This window comes from Shewanella sp. 1311, from assembly GCF_059338235.1.
In genome coordinates this window covers 947913-965027 of the sequence record NZ_CM181686.1, presented here as the reverse complement: position 1 = coordinate 965027, position 17115 = coordinate 947913, and the positions used below count along the sequence as shown (strand labels likewise).

Below are 17115 nucleotides of genomic sequence, written 5' to 3'. Positions count from 1 at the left end.
ATTAATCGAGGTCTAGTATGGCTAACGCCGATCCCTTGTTGTTAGTGTTAAAGCTCGCCAATGATGCCGAAGAACAAGCGGCGTTATTGTTAAAGTCGGCGCAGTTAGAGTGTCAAAAACGGCTGAATCAACTCAGTGCACTCAATAACTATCGCTTAGAATACATGAAGCAAATGCAATCCCAGCAAGGCCAAGCCATTAGTGCCAGTCACTATCACCAGTTTCATCGCTTTATTCGTCAGATTGATGACGCTATTACTCAGCAAAATCGCGTTGTGGCCGACGGTGAAAAACAAAAAGAATATCGACAACAGCATTGGTTGGAAAAACAGAAAAAACGTAAGGCAGTGGAATTACTGTTAGCGAGTAAAGAGAAGAAGCGCCAAGTTGTTGAACAAAAAAGAGAGCAGAAAATGACCGATGAATTTGCTTCTCAGCAGTTTTATCGCCGTCATCAGCGTTAGTGTAATGGTGCGTTAAATGATCGGTATCTTTGCCATTCACTAACCTCTATGAGTTCAGTTTTCTGTTGCCGCTTATGGTGCAGAACATTTGTTCGACTTTTTTCCCTGAGTTTTATTCTTTTCAATATGCCGCAGTAAAAACTGAAGTTTTGGCATCTTATTTGCTTTAATTTAGTCCATGACCCTGCAACCGCAGTGTTTAATTGACGTTTCTACCTAGCCATTTTCTTTTTCTGCTGGGTGATGTTTGGGAGCACTTATGCAACAAATGACCAATATCCTGTTGAGTAAAACAGGCAATTCTGCGGCCAACTCCGCTAAGACATTTTCCCAAGAGTCTAATAATGAAGACTTTTCATCTACACTTGCGTCAGTCTCCGCTAGCTCATTTTCTATTTCCGCGCCTAAAAAGGCTACAGCGAATACTGACGATAAAGTGCAGTTCGCCTCTACTGATAAAGTAAAAGATAAAGACATATCAACGGATGACGCTGACGTAAATCTCATCTTCGCCCAGATCAGCATGGCAAATGACATGAAAAAAACGGCATCAGATGGAGAGAGTTTGCCGTCTGACTCTTCCCAAGAGGAAAATAATGAGTCTGGTGACTCTTTATTGAAAAGTGATGCATTCAGTACCGTTGAGCTGTCGGGTGTACAAGCTTCAATGAAAGCGATTAACACAGAGCTTCCAGTTGTCGACATCTCAGGCTCAGCGCAAGGTAAGGCTGATATTTTAACGTCAAGTGAAGTTAACCTGTCAACTGAGAAAAGTAATAGCAAGCCCTCAAACGGCGATCTATTGAGTCTCCAAAAGGTATTGGACACTGATACTTCTTTTTCCTCTGAACTCAAAAAGCTAACTGGCCAACTTCAACTAGATACAGGGGCTTTAAATGAGACTGATGCCACTAATAAAGTATCTGCTGATAAAGAATCGGTAGAGATAATGCAAAAAAATACTCTAGTAGCCTCCAGTGGAACATCAGCAGAGATATTACCCGTTGAAGCAATCCAGGGTAAGAAAGTATTACTTGATGACACTTTAGATGCATTGAAGTCACAGTTATCTACGGATAAAAGCGTTGAATCTCATTCTGCATTTTTAAAGGGACAAGTCATTCCGCCGAACAGTAAAACATCTGAAAATTTGGATTTATCTGAATTTGTAGATACAGCAGAGACCGCGGCAAAGGCATCATCAAAAAATCTAGAAAGCGTGTTATTGAAAGAAGCAGATGTGAATGAACTTAAAGGTGATAAATCATTTTCAACGGACAAATATGCGCATCAAGTTGCGAGTCTAAACTCTGAACAGCGTGGTGCAAGGTTGGATCTTAATTCTGAGGCACTTGCAACCTCAGACGACGTAGACGAATCAACGTTGAAGCCTAATACAGCAAGCCAAACCTTAAAGTCAGAAACTCTAGCGCCATCGACTACTAAGAATGAAATGGCTGTAACATCTATAATCGCTGATGAAAGAGTGGATACATTGGACTTGGCAAGTCCCAAGGTGGCTGATACCTCTAACTTGGGTGAGAACGATGCGGATGACGTTACTGCCGAGAGCAATAAATCAACAGTGCGCAATGCTGAGATTGCAATACCTCAGCAAGTGAGTCGAAATGCCAATGTTGATGTTGCGGTTAGTAAAGTAGAAGTTCAGCCTATAGTTACAACACTGGATGCACAAAGCATCTTAGGTAACGCTGTTGATCCTAAGGACAGCATGGTGAGTGATACTGAGGTCAATGCTGATATCTCAAAAGCGGCAATGGATGCGGGGACTTTGTTAAAGGATGCTAAATACAGTGTGACGCTTGATGCTCAAAGAGATGCTAAGCCATTCGTTATGGGTGACGACGACAAGGGATCAACAACTGACATCAAGTCATTTTCTTCTTTAACTCAGTCATCGACGCCACTACAAGTTAATCGTCAGGAAACAATGCAAGTTCAGCTGTCATTACGTCAAGGTGTAGATCAACAGAATCAAATGCAAGAGATAATCCAACGGTTTTCACCCGTGATGAAGCAACAGTTGATCACTATGGTGAGTCAAGGTATTCAACATGCTGAGATTAGGCTTGATCCCCCAGAGCTTGGGCATATGCTGGTAAAAATCCAAGTGCATGGCGATCAAACCCAAGTACAGTTCCATGTCACTCAGACACAAACGCGTGATCTGGTTGAACAAGCTATGCCGAGATTGCGCGAGTTACTGCAAGAGCAAGGGATGCAATTGGCTGATAGTCATGTGTCTCAAGGTGGCCAAGGTGAACGTCGAGAGGGTGGTTTTGGCGATGGTGGCGGTTCAAATGGGACTGATGTGGATGAAATCTCGGCAGAAGAGCTACATTTAGGTTTAAATCAAGCCACTAGTGTAAATTCAGGTATAGATTATTACGCTTAAGTAGGTAACCTATAGCAATGACTAACATAGTTACGTTTCCATATTAATTAAACGTAAGTGTTTCTGCTTAAATTAAAGAGAATAGTGAATGGCTAAGGAAGAATCGTTAGAACTTGAGAACACCGAAGCTCCCAAAAGTAAAAAAAAGCTCTTTATTTTTATTGGAGTGGGGGTTTTAGTAGCTCTGCTTATTGCAGGTGCCCTGTGGTTTTTCCTTGGTAGTTCTGAGGACGCCGCTACGCCGACTGATGGAGCTGTCCAAACAATAACCCCTGCTGAAAGTGGTGCGCTCACTACAGCATCTTATGTGCCTATGCCCCGGCCTTTTTTGTTTAACCTCCCAGGCCCAGATCGTGCTCGTTTAGTTGAGATAAAAGTACAACTTATGGTGCGTGGTACAGACGATGATGTGCTGACACAAAAACACATCCCCCTGATTGAGGATGCGCTGTTAACGACCTTTAGCGGCGCTGATGTACAAAAACTCAGTACGCAGGCGGGGAAAGATGAGTTACGTCAGTTAGCACTCTTGAGTGTGCAAAATACTTTGCAGTCGGTTACTGGCCGTAAAGTTGTCGAGAAAGTGCTGTTTACTGGTTTTGTGATGCAATAACCCTTTAATTTCAGCACCAAAAGAGGCGAAGGCAATATAGTGAGTGATTTATTAAGCCAAGACGAAATTGATGCGCTACTGCACGGGGTTGATGACGTCGATGATGATGAAATTGACGCTGTTGGAGAAGATGCTCGCTCTTACGACTTCTCATCCCAAGATCGAATCGTTCGTGGGCGTATGCCGACGTTGGAAATCGTGAATGAGCGTTTTGCACGCCATTTGCGTATCAGCATGTTCAATATGATGCGCCGCGCTGCCGAAGTGTCGATTAACGGTGTACAGATGCTCAAGTTTGGCGAGTATGTACATACGCTATTCGTTCCTACTAGCTTGAATATGGTGCGTTTTAGTCCGCTCAAAGGTACAGCATTGATCACAATGGAAGCCAGATTGGTGTTCATCCTAGTGGATAACTTCTTTGGGGGAGATGGGCGTTTCCATGCCAAGATCGAAGGGCGGGAATTTACGCCTACTGAGAGACGTATCGTACAGCTATTGCTTAAAATAATTTTTGAAGATTATAAAGATGCGTGGGCACCGGTGATGGATGTGGAGTTCGATTATTTGGACTCAGAAGTCAATCCTGCAATGGCCAACATTGTCAGTCCTACTGAAGTTGTCGTGATTAACTCATTCCATATTGAAGTTGATGGTGGTGGCGGTGATTTCCATATCACTATGCCGTATTCCATGATTGAGCCTATTCGCGAGTTGCTCGATGCGGGTGTTCAAAGTGATAAGCAAGATACTGACATGCGTTGGTCGCAGGCATTGCATGATGAAATCATGGATGTGAAGGTTGGATTCGATGCCAACATTGTGGAACATGAATTAACGCTCAAAGATGTGATGAATTTTAAAGCGGGCGATATTATTCCGATTGAGCTGCCGGAATATATTATGATGAAAATCGAGGATTTACCGACATATCGTTGTAAAATGGGCCGTTCTAGAGATAACCTAGCGCTTAAAATACATGAAAAAATCCCTCGGCCAGAGACAGTTAAATCCGAGCTACAATTAGTGACGCGCAAGGGTAAATCTCGCGATATATCAGAATTATAAGGTGAAGTAAGATGAGCACAGACGATACGGATGATTGGGCTGCAGCAATGGCAGAACAAGCCTTAGAGGAAGCTAACGCGATTGAACTCGATGAATTAGTTGATGATTCAAGACCTATCACTAAGGCAGAAGCGGCAAAATTAGATACTATTTTAGATATCCCCGTCACTATCTCTATGGAAGTGGGCCGTAGCTACATTAGTATTCGTAACCTGTTGCAGTTAAACCAAGGTTCTGTGGTTGAGCTAGACAGAGTTGCAGGTGAACCCTTAGATGTGATGGTTAACGGTACGCTGATTGCGCATGGTGAGGTTGTGGTAGTAAACGATAAATTCGGTATTCGTTTAACCGATGTGATCAGTCAAACCGAGCGAATTAAAAAGCTTAAATAATACGAGCTGTATAAGTAGTTGGAACTTTAAATGAGCACATCGGTAATACAGAGTTTAGTGGCAGCGGTTCAAACGAGCGCCGATAGCCTCGGGGAAAGCGCAGCGAACATGACTCCAGCCGTTCCTACAGCAGCAAAAATGGCTGAACCTTCTCAAGTCGCAACCTTAGCGAGTATGTTAGGCGGCTTAATTCTGGTTTTACTCTTAATTTTTGCGTTAGCTTATCTACTGAGGCGGTTCAATTTAGTACCGACGACCAACGGTGTTCTAAAAACGATAGCCGTGACTTCCCTAGGACAAAAAGAGCGTTTAGTCTTGGTACAGGTGGGGGAACAGCAATATTTACTTGGAGTGAGCTCGCAGCAGGTGAGTTTGATTGATAAGTTAGCTGAACCTATCCATATAGAGTCTGATTCCTTTGCGAGTCGGCTACGTCAGGCGAAATTAAAACAATGACAACACGTATCCTCGCGTTAGTTGGCTTAGTTATTCTGTTATGCATGCCGTCGGCATGGGCTGCCGATGGTGTTTTGCCTGCGGTTACCGTAACAACAGGACCTGATGGTTCAACAGAATACTCGGTCACAATGCAGATTTTACTGTTGATGACATCGCTGAGTTTTTTACCTGCGATGCTCATTATGTTGACCTCTTTCACGCGGATCATCATAGTTCTGTCAATATTACGTCAAGCCATTGGGTTGCAACAGACGCCGTCTAATCAAGTCTTAATTGGCATGAGTTTATTCATGACCTTCTTTATTATGGCGCCGGTGTTTGACCGGATTTATGACGAAGGGGTTAAGCCTTACATTGAAGAGCAGTTAACCTTGCAGCAAGCGTTTGAAAAAGGCAAAGAGCCACTCAAAGGTTTTATGTTGGGGCAAGTCAGGACCACTGACTTAAAAACTTTTATCGAAATTTCAGGCTATAAGAACATTAAGTCGCCCGAAGAAGCTCCGATGAGTGTGCTGATCCCCGCCTTTATTACCAGCGAGTTGAAAACAGCTTTTCAAATTGGCTTTATGTTGTTCGTGCCATTTTTAGTGTTAGATCTTGTGGTGGCCAGTATCTTAATGGCCATGGGTATGATGATGTTATCTCCTATGATAGTGTCACTACCGTTTAAGATTATGCTGTTTGTGCTCGTCGATGGTTGGAGCTTAGTCCTAGGGACATTAGCGAATAGTTTCGGGTAGCCAAGGGAGAGTACGCACATGAGTCCAGAGGCGCTAATTGATATTTTTCGTGAGGCTCTCGCTGTTATTGTCATGATGGTGTCTGCCATTGTATTACCTGGGCTGGGTATTGGTTTGATTGTCGCCGTGTTTCAAGCCGCGACTTCGATTAACGAACAGACATTAAGCTTTCTTCCGCGATTATTAGTGACACTTTTTGGTTTGATGTTCATGGGACATTGGTTAGTAGAAACCCTAATGGATTTTTTTGTCGAGATGGTTAATCGCATCCCGCAAGTAATAGGCTAACCTAATGGAGCTGCTGCTCGATACCTTAATGCAGACCATTGCCGCTTATATGTGGCCGCTGTTTCGGGTTGCCAGTATGTTGATGGTTATGGTGGTATTTGGGGCGGCAACTACCCCAAGCCGCGTACGCTTATTATTGGCTATGGCGATTACCTTTGCGATAGCACCAGTTCTTCCTCCCGTTCAAAATGCCGATTTATTTTCACTCAGCGCAGTATTTATCACCGCGCAGCAAATTATTATTGGTGTTGCCATGGGGTTTGTGACTCAAATGGTGATGCAAGTTTTTGTATTAACCGGGCAGATTATCGGTATGCAAACCAGCCTAGGGTTTGCCTCTATGGTTGATCCAGGTTCAGGTCAGCAAACGCCGGTTATTGGTAACTTTTTTCTATTATTGGCGACATTGATCTTCTTAGCCGTAGATGGCCATCTGTTGATGATCCGTATGTTGGTGGCGAGCTTTGAGACCCTACCCATTTCTAATCAAGGATTAACACTCACTAGCTACCGTGCTTTAGCAGATTGGGGCTCGTATATGTTTGGTGCTGCATTAACTATGTCGATATCCGCGATTATCGCCTTGTTGTTAGTCAATTTGTCCTTCGGGGTGATGACCCGCGCCGCGCCGCAGTTAAACATTTTCTCTATTGGTTTTCCGATCACTATGATTGGCGGGCTGTTTATTCTTTGGTTAACCTTAACACCAGTCATGGAGCATTTTGATGAAGTATGGGCCGCGGCTCAAGTGCTGCTTTGCGATATGTTAGCGCTTCAATGTAACGCAGATGGCTTGATATGACGGTATTAGGAGCAGCCCATGGCTGAAGAATCAAGCGGTGAACGCAGTGAGGAGCCCACTGGGAGGCGTCTTGAACAGGCGCGGGAAAAAGGGCAGATTGCGCGTTCGAAAGAACTCGGTACAGCAGCAGTATTAATTTCGGCAGCATGTGGTTTTTATATGCTCGGTCCGAGTCTTGCCACGAGTTTAACGCGGGTGTTTGAGACTGTTTTTACCATGGACAGGGCACAAATTTTTGATACCGAAGAAATGTTTAATGTCTGGGGCGTTGTTGCGAGTGAAATTGCCTGGCCCATGGCAAAAATGATGTTATTGATTGTGGTGATTTCTTTTATTGGTAATGTTTCCCTTGGCGGAATGAATTTCTCGACCCAAGCTATGATGCCTAAGGCCAGTAAAATGAGCCCTGCAGCAGGTCTGAAACGCATGTTTGGTGTGCAATCTTTGGTTGAGCTGATGAAGGGGATTGCTAAGTTTTCTGTGGTGGCATTTTCTGCATTCTCATTACTCAGTTATTACTTCAACGATATTATGTTGCTGTCTAGCGACCATCTTCCGGGTAATGTTTACCATGCACTAGATTTGTTGGTGTGGATGTTTATCCTGTTATGTTCCTCTATTTTGTTGATTGTCGTCATCGATGTGCCGTTTCAAATTTGGAATCATAACAAGCAACTTAAGATGACCAAACAAGAAGTAAAGGATGAATATAAGGACAGTGAAGGGAAACCAGAAGTTAAAGGGCGTGTACGTCAGATGCAGCGCGAGTTAGCCCAGCGTCGAATGATGGCTGAAGTACCTAATGCCGATGTCATCGTTGTTAACCCAGAGCATTTTGCAGTAGCGATTAAATACGATGTACAGCGCTCCGCTGCTCCCTTTGTCATTGCCAAAGGCGTTGATGATGTCGCATTTAAAATTCGTGAGATTGCCCGCGCCCATGACATTGCCATTGTCTCAGCACCACCTCTTGCAAGGGCGATATACCATACGACTAAGTTAGATCAACAAATCCCCGAAGGATTGTTTACTGCCGTAGCACAGATATTGGCCTATGTTTTCCAGTTACGTCAATATCAGAAAGGACGTGGTCGTAAACCTATTCCAGTCCCGCTGAATCAGCCTATCCCTGATGAGTTAAAATATTAAGTTAGCAGCATCGGACACTTGTAAACAACAGTTAGATAATGTCACTTTATATCGATATTCCATTGTTATTTTTTCTGTATATCAATAAGTCACAAGGTATAATTCTTTTTAATTAGTCTGGTTGATTTTATTGGCGCGTTTTTTGCTTTTCGCTTATTACACGTCAAAATTTAGGTTATAGCGAATGGATGTTAAAGCGACTCTTGGTCAAGTAAAACAACTGCGGCTGAGCTCATTCAAAGGCATTGGTACGCCTATGGTTGTGCTTGCTGCATTGGCCATGATTGTTTTACCTATTCCTCCATTTCTATTAGATATACTCTTTTCATTCAACATAGCCTTAGCGCTCATCGTATTGTTAGTCGCTATTTATACCGATAGACCATTAGATTTTGCCGCTTTTCCAACTGTATTGCTGGTGGCGACATTACTACGACTTGCACTCAACGTCGCTTCAACTCGTGTGGTATTACTCGAAGGCCATAATGGCGGTGATGCGGCCGGTAAGGTGATTGAAGCCTTCGGTTCTGTGGTGATTGGCGGTAACTATGCCGTTGGTTTAGTTGTCTTTATCATTTTGATTATTATCAACTTTGCAGTGGTGACTAAAGGTGCCGGTCGTATCGCAGAAGTGAGCGCCCGCTTTACCTTGGATGCTATGCCAGGTAAGCAAATGGCAATTGATGCCGATTTAAATGCTGGAACCTTAAACCAAGACCAAGCAAGAATACGTCGCGCCGAAGTGACCCGTGAAGCTGATTTTTATGGCGCGATGGATGGTGCTTCAAAATTCGTAAAAGGTGATGCCGTTGCGGGTATCATGATTTTAGTGATCAACATCTTAGGTGGTTTCATCATAGGTATTGTTCAGCATGGCTTAAGTTTCTCTGAAGCGGTTGAAATTTATACCTTGCTGACTATCGGTGATGGTCTGGTGGCGCAGATCCCAGGCTTATTACTGTCAATCGCTGCCGCCTTGATGGTAACCCGTCAAAATGAATCGGGCGATATGGGCCAAATGATGATGAGTCAGATGTTTGACAGTCATAAATCATTGGGTATCGCCGCCGGAGTGTTATTTGTCATGGGTATTGTTCCTGGTATGCCACATATGGCGTTCTTAAGCTTCGCCTTTATTACTGCGGGTGCTGCCTATTTTGTCTATAAGCGTAATGAATCAAAACGCATTAAAGCCCTAGAACAAGTCAAATCTGGCCCGATTGAGAGACAAGATAAAGAGCCTAAAGAACTGGGTTGGGATGATGTACATCATGTTGATACTATTGGGCTTGAGGTTGGATATCGCTTGATCCCACTGGTCGATAAGGGCCAAGGTGGCGAGTTATTAAGCCGTATAAAAGGAGTCCGTAAGAAGTTATCGCAAGAGTTGGGCTTCTTAGTACCTGCGGTGCATATTCGCGATAACTTAGATTTGTCACCTAATGCCTACCGCATTTCTCTAATGGGCGTAGTCGTTGGTGAGGCGGATATTCGTCACGATTGTGAATTGGCGATTAATCCTGGCCAAGTCTATGGCAAGCTTGATGGTATCGAAACGCGCGATCCAGCTTTTGGTCTTGAAGCGGTATGGATTGCCCCTGAATTACGTGAACATGCCCAAACATTAGGGTATACCGTCGTTGATGCCGCCACAGTTGTGGCAACCCATATTAGTCAATTGTTGACCAATAATGCTGCTAAGTTGTTAGGATATGAAGAAGTGCAACAACTGATGGATATGCTTGCGAAACACTCGCCTAAGCTGGTGGATGGCTTTATTCCTGATGTCATGCCACTAGGACATGTCGTAAAAGTGATGCAGAACCTATTAAATGAAGGGGTTTCAGTCAGAGACTTGCGTACTATAGTGCAAACTTTGTTAGAATACGGCACTAAGAGTAATGACACTGAAGTCTTGACCGCTGCAGTGCGTATCGCGTTGAAACGTATGATCGTTCAGGAAATTTCAGGCCCAGAGCTCGAAATCCCTGTCATAACTTTGGCGCCAGAGTTGGAACAGATGTTGCATCAGTCAATGCAAGCAACCGGTGGTGATGGTCCTAACATTGAACCCGGTCTTGCAGAACGCATGCAGCAGTCCCTTGCCGATGCGGCTCAGAAGCAAGAAATGGTCGGACAACCCGCCATATTGTTGACGTCAGGTATGTTACGCGCGACGCTGTCACGTTTTGTTAAACATACTATTCCTAATCTCAGAGTCATTTCATATCAAGAAATACCTGATGAGAAGCAAATACGTATCGTATCTGCAGTCGGCCAGTAGAGGACGCATAAGTGAAGATTAAACGATTTTTTGCCAAAGACATGCGCGCCGCACTGGCCCAAGTGAAAGAAACACTCGGCTCAGATGCCGTCATTATGTCGAATAAGAAAGTGAATGGGGGCATCGAAATTGTCGCCGCCGTTGACTATGACGAACCGAAAGCAAAAACCGCAGCAACTGCGCCAGCGCCAACCTTTATGGACGTGAGTGACGATCTTGTGTCCCTGGGTGCTAAGCAGCCAGTACGGGTTGAAAGCCGAGCTAAGCCAGCTGCACCTGCTGACTCATTACAAGCCTTGCTAGAGAAGCAACAAAGCCGTTTGAATCAACAAATGTCGCATCAGCAAGTGGATGCCACGTTACCCGCATGGGCAAAGGGCTTACAAGCGCCGGCAACGGCAAAAGTGGAGCGTCGCGAAGCGCCTGCTACTTTTGATAAGAAGCCACAAACATCACAGAAACAAAGCGCAGATATTGAGGCAATGCGTGATGAGTTAGCCTCATTGCGTAATTTATTGACACATCAAGTGTCCTCTTTGATGACAGAACATAAGAAACGCATCGACCCCGTTGGTGCTATGCTCGAAGCCAAGTTACTCGAGGCTGAATTTTCCCCTGCTGTTGCGAATAAATTAGCGGCGCTGAGCCAACATTATACGCCTGCAGAATTAGTCAGAGCCTTACCTCAAAGTTTAGCTAATATGCTTGATAATCAAGGTGATGATATTGTTAAACAGGGCGGCGTGGTGGCATTGGTGGGGCCAACGGGTGTGGGTAAAACCACGTCGTTAGCGAAACTAGCAGCCCGTTTTGCTGCCCATCACGGTGCTGAGCATGTGGCTTTGATAACGACAGATCATTATCGCATCGGAGCCTATGAGCAATTAGCAACTTATGGCAAAATAATGGGCTGTCCAGTAAAGCAAGCTCATGATCTGAATGAATTAGAGCAAATTCTCTATCAGTTTAGGAATCGCAAGCTAGTATTGATAGATACGGCTGGCATGGGACAGCGAGATATGCGTCTTTACCAGCAACTTGATAATTTAACTGCAAATAGCAGGATACCTATCCGCAGTTATCTGGTACTGTCTGCGACAGGACAGCGCCGTGTGCTGCAAGATGCAGTCAATCATTTTAAACGCATTCCCCTATCTGGTGTCGTTCTCACAAAACTCGATGAATCTGTGTCGTTAGCAGGGGCATTAAGTGTGTTGATCCAAAACGGATTACCATTAAGTTATGTTACTGATGGACAAAGAGTTCCTGAAGATATGAAAGTTGCGGATACCTTAGATTTAGCCCAGCAGGCACTCGCAGCGTTAGATAGTACAGAACAACAATCATTACAAGACACAGCGTGGTCAGATAATATGGCCTGTGCATTTGAGTAGATTTATGACCCTGGATCAAGCAAGTGGTTTACGTATGATGAATCAACCCTATAACGAAAAAGTGAAAGTAATCGCGGTCACAGGTGGTAAAGGTGGCGTTGGTAAAACCAGCGTCTCCATTAATACAGCTGTGGCATTAGCCGAAAAAGGCAAGCGTGTCTTGGTACTTGATGCTGACCTTGGCTTAGCAAACGTCGATGTCATGCTGGGTATTCGTGCCGAGCGTAACCTCTCCCATGTTCTCTCTGGTGATGCAGAGCTTGACGATATTATCGTTCGTGGCCCTAAAGGGATTGGCATAGTGCCAGCCACTTCAGGAACACAAGGGATGGTGGAATTAAGTCCAGCGCAACATGCCGGGTTAATTCGCGCATTTAGTGAGATGCGGACTCAGTTTGATATTCTAGTCGTAGATACTGCTGCTGGGATTTCAGATATGGTGCTCAGTTTCTCACGTGCATCGCAGGATGTGCTGGTCGTTGTTTGTGATGAACCCACATCAATTACCGATGCCTATGCCCTGATAAAAATCCTCAGCCGTGAGCATGGCGTGTTCCGTTTTAAAATAGTTGCCAATATGGTGCGTAGTTTACGCGAAGGTATGGAATTATTTGCTAAACTCAGTAAAGTGACCGACAGATTTTTGGATGTCGCCCTTGAATTGGTTGCAACAATTCCATTTGACGAAAACTTACGTAAATCAGTTCGTAAACAAAAATTGGTGGTTGAAGCGTATCCTAAATCACCAGCAGCGATTGCGTATCAAGGGTTGGCAAATAAAATTCTAAGCTGGCCTGTACCGCAGCAACCTGGTGGGCATTTGGAGTTTTTCGTTGAGCGTTTAGTACAACGACCAGATTTTCAAGAGGAAAAAACGAGTGAATAAAGCCGCTGCGTATACTTGTTTAGACAATAAATCGTCGATCGTTGAACAGTATGCTCCGTTGGTTAAAAGAATTGCGCATCATTTACTCGCCAGACTACCTGCCTCCGTGCAGTTAGATGATTTACTCCAAGCTGGGATGATGGGGTTATTAGAAGCATCAGCCAAGTTTGATGGTGGCAAGGGTGCGAAATTTGAAACCTTCGCCGGCATACGCATACGTGGGGCCATGTTAGATGAAATCCGCCGCGGCGATTGGGTCCCTCGTTCCGTTCATCGTAACAACCGCAAGGTTGCACACGCTATAGATGAGTTAGAGCAAGCGCTGGGTCGTGATGCACGCGACACAGAAATTGCAGAAAAACTTGATATGACGCTCGATGAGTACCATCATATTCTTAACGATGTTTCTGTCGGAAAAATCATAGGGATAGAAGACTTAGGCGTATCTCAGGATATACTTACAGTGAGTGATCGGTCCGATGATGATTCATTTGAAGCATTAGCTGAGAACCAATTTCATTCTGCTCTGGTTGAGGCAATTAAATTATTGCCTGAAAGAGATGCATTAGTGTTATCCCTGTACTACGATGAAGCATTGAATTTAAAAGAGATTGGCGCCATTCTTGAAGTCAGTGAATCGCGGGTTAGCCAGATATTAAGTCAGGCAATGTTGCGATTGAAAGCTAAACTCAAGCACTGGACATAAGTATAATTATTAATCGAGCACAGAATGTCAGCTCACCGGAGGAAACCTTGGACAAGAATATGAAGATTCTCATTGTTGACGATTTTTCGACAATGAGGCGTATCATCAAGAACTTGTTGCGAGACTTGGGGTTTAACAACACCCAAGAAGCAGACGATGGCTCAACAGCCCTGCCGATGTTGCAAAAGGGGGATTTTGATTTTGTTGTTACAGATTGGAATATGCCCGGCATGCAAGGGATCGATCTGTTAAAAGCAATTCGCGCAGATGATTCGCTAAAGCATTTACCCGTATTAATGGTAACTGCTGAAGCAAAACGTGAACAGATTATTGCTGCCGCTCAAGCGGGAGTGAATGGATATGTGGTTAAGCCTTTTACCGCTGCAACGCTGAAAGAGAAGTTAGATAAAATATTCGAACGACTCGCTTGAGCAAGGATGAGCTATGAAGTCACAAACATCAGGGCTCATCACGCTCGAGCAAGCTCAGCACTTTGTTGAATTATTAAGTGCAGGTGAGCAAAGTCAGGCAGATGATTTATTTCGGGAGCTTGCAGCTCCACTGCAACGAGAATTATTCGAAGAGGTAGGGAAATTAACTCGGCAACTTCATAGTGCGCTGATGGATTTTCAAGTTGATAATCGTCTTTCTGAATTAGCCAATACAGAAATTCCCGATGCCAAGCAACGTTTAAATTACGTTATTGACATGACTGAACAAGCGGCAAATAAAACCATGGATGCGGTTGAAGAATGTTTACCTTTGGCCAATGCCGTAACGGTTAATATTCAAAAAGTCATGCCATCTTGGGACAGATTAATGCGACGCGAGATAGCACTGAGCGAATTTAAGGTTCTTTGTCACGATGTCCAAGATCTTATGTCCCGTAGTGCAAATGACTCGACTCGATTACGTGAATTGCTGAATCAAATTTTGATGGCGCAAGATTTTCAAGACTTAACAGGACAAATAATCCGTCGTGTTATTGATCTAGTAATGGAAGTTGAAAGTAATCTGGTTTCTATGCTGACGGTATTTGGTGAGCAACCTATGATTGAAACTCAGATTGCTCAGAAAAATAATATTGAAGCGGAAGGGCCGATAATGAATGCCGAGCTTCGTCAAGATGTAGTAACGGGTCAAGACGAAGTGGATGATCTTCTATCGAGTCTGGGTTTCTAACTGGGAGTCAATTTGATGGCCTTTGATGTAGATGAAGAGATACTCCAGGACTTTTTAATCGAAGCCGGTGAAATTTTAGAGCTTCTGCAAGAGCAACTCGTTGCGCTTGAAAATAATCCTGATGACACAAACTTGCTAAACGCCATTTTCCGAGGGTTTCATACCGTTAAAGGTGGCGCAGGCTTTCTTAGCTTAACTCCCATGGTCGATGTGTGTCATGAGGCTGAAAATACCTTCGATCTATTGCGCACAGGCAAACGCAGCGTAAACGCAGAGCTGATGGATATTATTTTGCAGGCTGTTGATGCTATTAATACCATGTTTGCTCAAACGCAGCAGGGCGAACAACAAGATCCCGCTGAGTCAGGCCTGTTGTCTAGACTTAAAATGCTGAGTTCAGGTGCGCCATTGCCATCTGAAGTTGCGTCTGCAGAGGTGGTAGAAGTTGTCGAACCAGAGCCTGTCGTTGAAGCCATTGTTGAAACTCCCGTCCCACAAGACATTCCCGCAGAGATAAGTAATAGCTCATCTTCAAGTATTGATGATATCAACGATGCTGAATTTGAAGCTTTGTTAGATGCGCTTCATGGCTCAGGAAAAGGCCCTGCGGCTGCTACCGCTGTGGCGTCTGAACCTGTGGTCGCTAAGCCAGCTGCGCCAGTTAAAGCGCCTTCAGCATCGGGTGATGACATCACTGATGATGAGTTTGAGGCATTGCTTGATGAACTGCATGGTTCAGGCAAGTTTAAAGCAGAGGAAGAAGTGCCAGCTAAACCAAAGGTCGCTTCGGCTCCCACGCCTCAACCGATAGTGGATGCCGATGAAATTACTGATGATGAGTTTGAAAGATTACTCGATGAACTCCATGGTAAAAATGCGGCCCCTGCAAAAACGGAAGTAAAAGCGCCTACTGCATCAGTAACGCCAGCTTCGACTGCAGCACCTAAAGTTGCGACTCCCTTACCAGTTAAAGCTGCCGCGCCTGCTCCAGTCCCTGTAGTTGCCGCAAAACCGAAAGTGGACATTGCGGTTGTTGAGAAAGCGCCAGCTAAAGCAAGTTCAGCAAATGTGCCTCAAGGTGAAACGACAGTACGTGTTGATACTGCACGACTCGACCAAATCATGAATATGGTGGGCGAGTTAGTGTTAGTGCGAAATCGATTAGTGAGCTTAGGCATCAGTCGTGACGATGAGGAAATGTCTAAGGCCCTTGCGAACTTAGATCTCGTGACTGCCGATTTGCAAGGCGCGGTGATGAAAACCCGTATGCAACCGATCAAGAAAGTGTTTGGTCGTTTCCCTCGGGTAGTACGTGATCTTGCGCGTACACTCAATAAAGAAATTGATTTGATTATGGTCGGTGAAGAAACCGACCTAGATAAAAACTTAGTTGAAGCGCTTGCTGATCCACTCGTCCACTTAGTGCGTAACTCAGTGGATCACGGTATTGAAATGCCAAATGAGCGTGAAGCCAACGGCAAGCCGAGAACGGGTACGATTACCTTATCTGCAAGTCAGGAAGGTGACCATATACTGCTGAAAATCGAAGACGATGGCGCAGGTATGGACCCTGAGAAACTAAAAAAAATCGCGATAACGCGTGGTGTGCTCGATGAAGATTCAGCTTCGCGAATGACTGACAGTGAAGCTTATAATTTGATTTTTGCGCCCGGTTTTTCAACTAAGGTCGAGATTTCAGATATTTCTGGTCGTGGCGTTGGGATGGACGTGGTAAAAACCCGTATCACTCAGCTTAACGGCACAGTGCATATTGATTCTATGAAAGGTAAGGGCACGATACTTGAGATTAAAGTACCGTTAACGCTGGCGATCATGCCAACCTTAATGGTTGATGTCGCTAAACAAGTGTTTGCATTACCTCTGTCTAGCGTGAACGAGATATTCCATCTCGATCTCACTAAGACCAATATCGTCGACGGACAACTCACCGTCATAGTGCGTAACAAGGCTGTGCCTTTGTTCTATTTGGAGCACTGGCTACATAGAAACAAAACCACCTTTAAACATGGCGATAAAAAGCATGGTCATGTGGTGATTGTACAATTAGGTATGATGCAAATTGGTTTTGTGGTCGATGCCCTAATAGGCCAAGAAGAGGTGGTGATTAAACCCCTTGGCGCTATGTTACATGGCACTCCTGGGATGGCTGGCGCGACGATTACATCGGATGGTGGTATCGCACTGATCTTAGATGTCCCTGGATTGTTAAAGCATTATGCGAAAAGTAAGAATTAGTTTCCAAGCTAAGGAA

General features: G+C 44.4%; 17 protein-coding genes. All 17 read left to right on the top strand.

What is annotated here, in order from left to right:
* The first annotated feature begins 17 nt into the window (after positions 1–17).
* The gene (gene fliJ, locus AC5YB3_RS04330; protein ID WP_006082402.1) at positions 18–464 is read left to right on the top strand and encodes a flagellar export protein FliJ; all 447 of its coding nucleotides are present in this window, start codon (positions 18–20) and stop codon (positions 462–464) included.
* 259 nt (positions 465–723) lie between these two features.
* Entirely contained in the window at positions 724–2880 is a 2157-nt protein-coding gene (locus tag AC5YB3_RS04325) for a flagellar hook-length control protein FliK (RefSeq protein WP_494526643.1), read from the top strand.
* Positions 2881–2968: 88 nt separating this feature from the next.
* Positions 2969–3493 (top strand): flagellar basal body-associated protein FliL, encoded by a 525-nt coding sequence (gene fliL / locus AC5YB3_RS04320; RefSeq protein WP_006085611.1) that lies wholly within the window; start codon positions 2969–2971, stop codon positions 3491–3493.
* Positions 3494–3532: 39 nt separating this feature from the next.
* A complete protein-coding gene (gene fliM, locus AC5YB3_RS04315; protein WP_012587223.1) occupies positions 3533–4561 on the top strand; it encodes a flagellar motor switch protein FliM in 1029 nt (342 codons plus the stop codon).
* 11 nt (positions 4562–4572) lie between these two features.
* The gene (gene fliN / locus AC5YB3_RS04310) at positions 4573–4953 is read left to right on the top strand and encodes a flagellar motor switch protein FliN (RefSeq protein WP_006082397.1); all 381 of its coding nucleotides are present in this window, start codon (positions 4573–4575) and stop codon (positions 4951–4953) included.
* 30 nt (positions 4954–4983) lie between these two features.
* Complete coding sequence (gene fliO, locus AC5YB3_RS04305; protein WP_242326024.1) at positions 4984–5409, top strand: flagellar biosynthetic protein FliO; 426 nt, start codon at positions 4984–4986, stop codon at positions 5407–5409.
* Complete coding sequence (gene fliP, locus AC5YB3_RS04300) at positions 5406–6152, top strand: flagellar type III secretion system pore protein FliP (protein WP_011847299.1); 747 nt, start codon at positions 5406–5408, stop codon at positions 6150–6152. The genes fliO and fliP overlap by 4 nt, the downstream gene beginning before the upstream one ends.
* Before the next feature lie 18 nt (positions 6153–6170).
* Positions 6171–6440: a flagellar biosynthesis protein FliQ gene (gene fliQ / locus AC5YB3_RS04295; protein ID WP_006082394.1), complete on the top strand. Its 270-nt coding sequence runs from the start codon at positions 6171–6173 to the stop codon at positions 6438–6440.
* Positions 6441–6444: 4 nt separating this feature from the next.
* Positions 6445–7242 carry a flagellar biosynthetic protein FliR gene (gene fliR, locus AC5YB3_RS04290; protein ID WP_006082393.1) on the top strand — a complete coding sequence of 266 codons (798 nt, stop codon included), beginning with the start codon at positions 6445–6447 and terminating at the stop codon, positions 7240–7242.
* 18 nt (positions 7243–7260) lie between these two features.
* Complete coding sequence (flhB, locus tag AC5YB3_RS04285; protein ID WP_494526642.1) at positions 7261–8391, top strand: flagellar biosynthesis protein FlhB; 1131 nt, start codon at positions 7261–7263, stop codon at positions 8389–8391.
* A gap of 184 nt (positions 8392–8575) precedes the next feature.
* A complete protein-coding gene (flhA, locus tag AC5YB3_RS04280; protein ID WP_071939672.1) occupies positions 8576–10675 on the top strand; it encodes a flagellar biosynthesis protein FlhA in 2100 nt (699 codons plus the stop codon).
* A gap of 11 nt (positions 10676–10686) precedes the next feature.
* Positions 10687–12069, top strand: coding sequence for a flagellar biosynthesis GTPase FlhF (gene flhF, locus AC5YB3_RS04275; RefSeq protein ID WP_432329981.1), 1383 nt, complete (start codon positions 10687–10689; stop codon positions 12067–12069).
* A gap of 4 nt (positions 12070–12073) precedes the next feature.
* The gene (locus AC5YB3_RS04270; RefSeq protein WP_006082389.1) at positions 12074–12955 is read left to right on the top strand and encodes a MinD/ParA family protein; all 882 of its coding nucleotides are present in this window, start codon (positions 12074–12076) and stop codon (positions 12953–12955) included.
* Positions 12948–13661, top strand: coding sequence for an RNA polymerase sigma factor FliA (locus tag AC5YB3_RS04265; protein ID WP_494526641.1), 714 nt, complete (start codon positions 12948–12950; stop codon positions 13659–13661). Before AC5YB3_RS04270 ends, AC5YB3_RS04265 begins: the two co-directional genes overlap by 8 nt.
* Before the next feature lie 47 nt (positions 13662–13708).
* Entirely contained in the window at positions 13709–14092 is a 384-nt protein-coding gene (gene cheY, locus AC5YB3_RS04260) for a chemotaxis response regulator CheY (RefSeq protein ID WP_007649667.1), read from the top strand.
* Positions 14093–14105: 13 nt separating this feature from the next.
* The gene (locus tag AC5YB3_RS04255) at positions 14106–14843 is read left to right on the top strand and encodes a protein phosphatase CheZ (RefSeq protein ID WP_006082386.1); all 738 of its coding nucleotides are present in this window, start codon (positions 14106–14108) and stop codon (positions 14841–14843) included.
* Positions 14844–14858: 15 nt separating this feature from the next.
* Positions 14859–17099 (top strand): chemotaxis protein CheA, encoded by a 2241-nt coding sequence (locus AC5YB3_RS04250; protein WP_494526640.1) that lies wholly within the window; start codon positions 14859–14861, stop codon positions 17097–17099.
* The last annotated feature ends 16 nt before the right edge of the window (positions 17100–17115 follow it).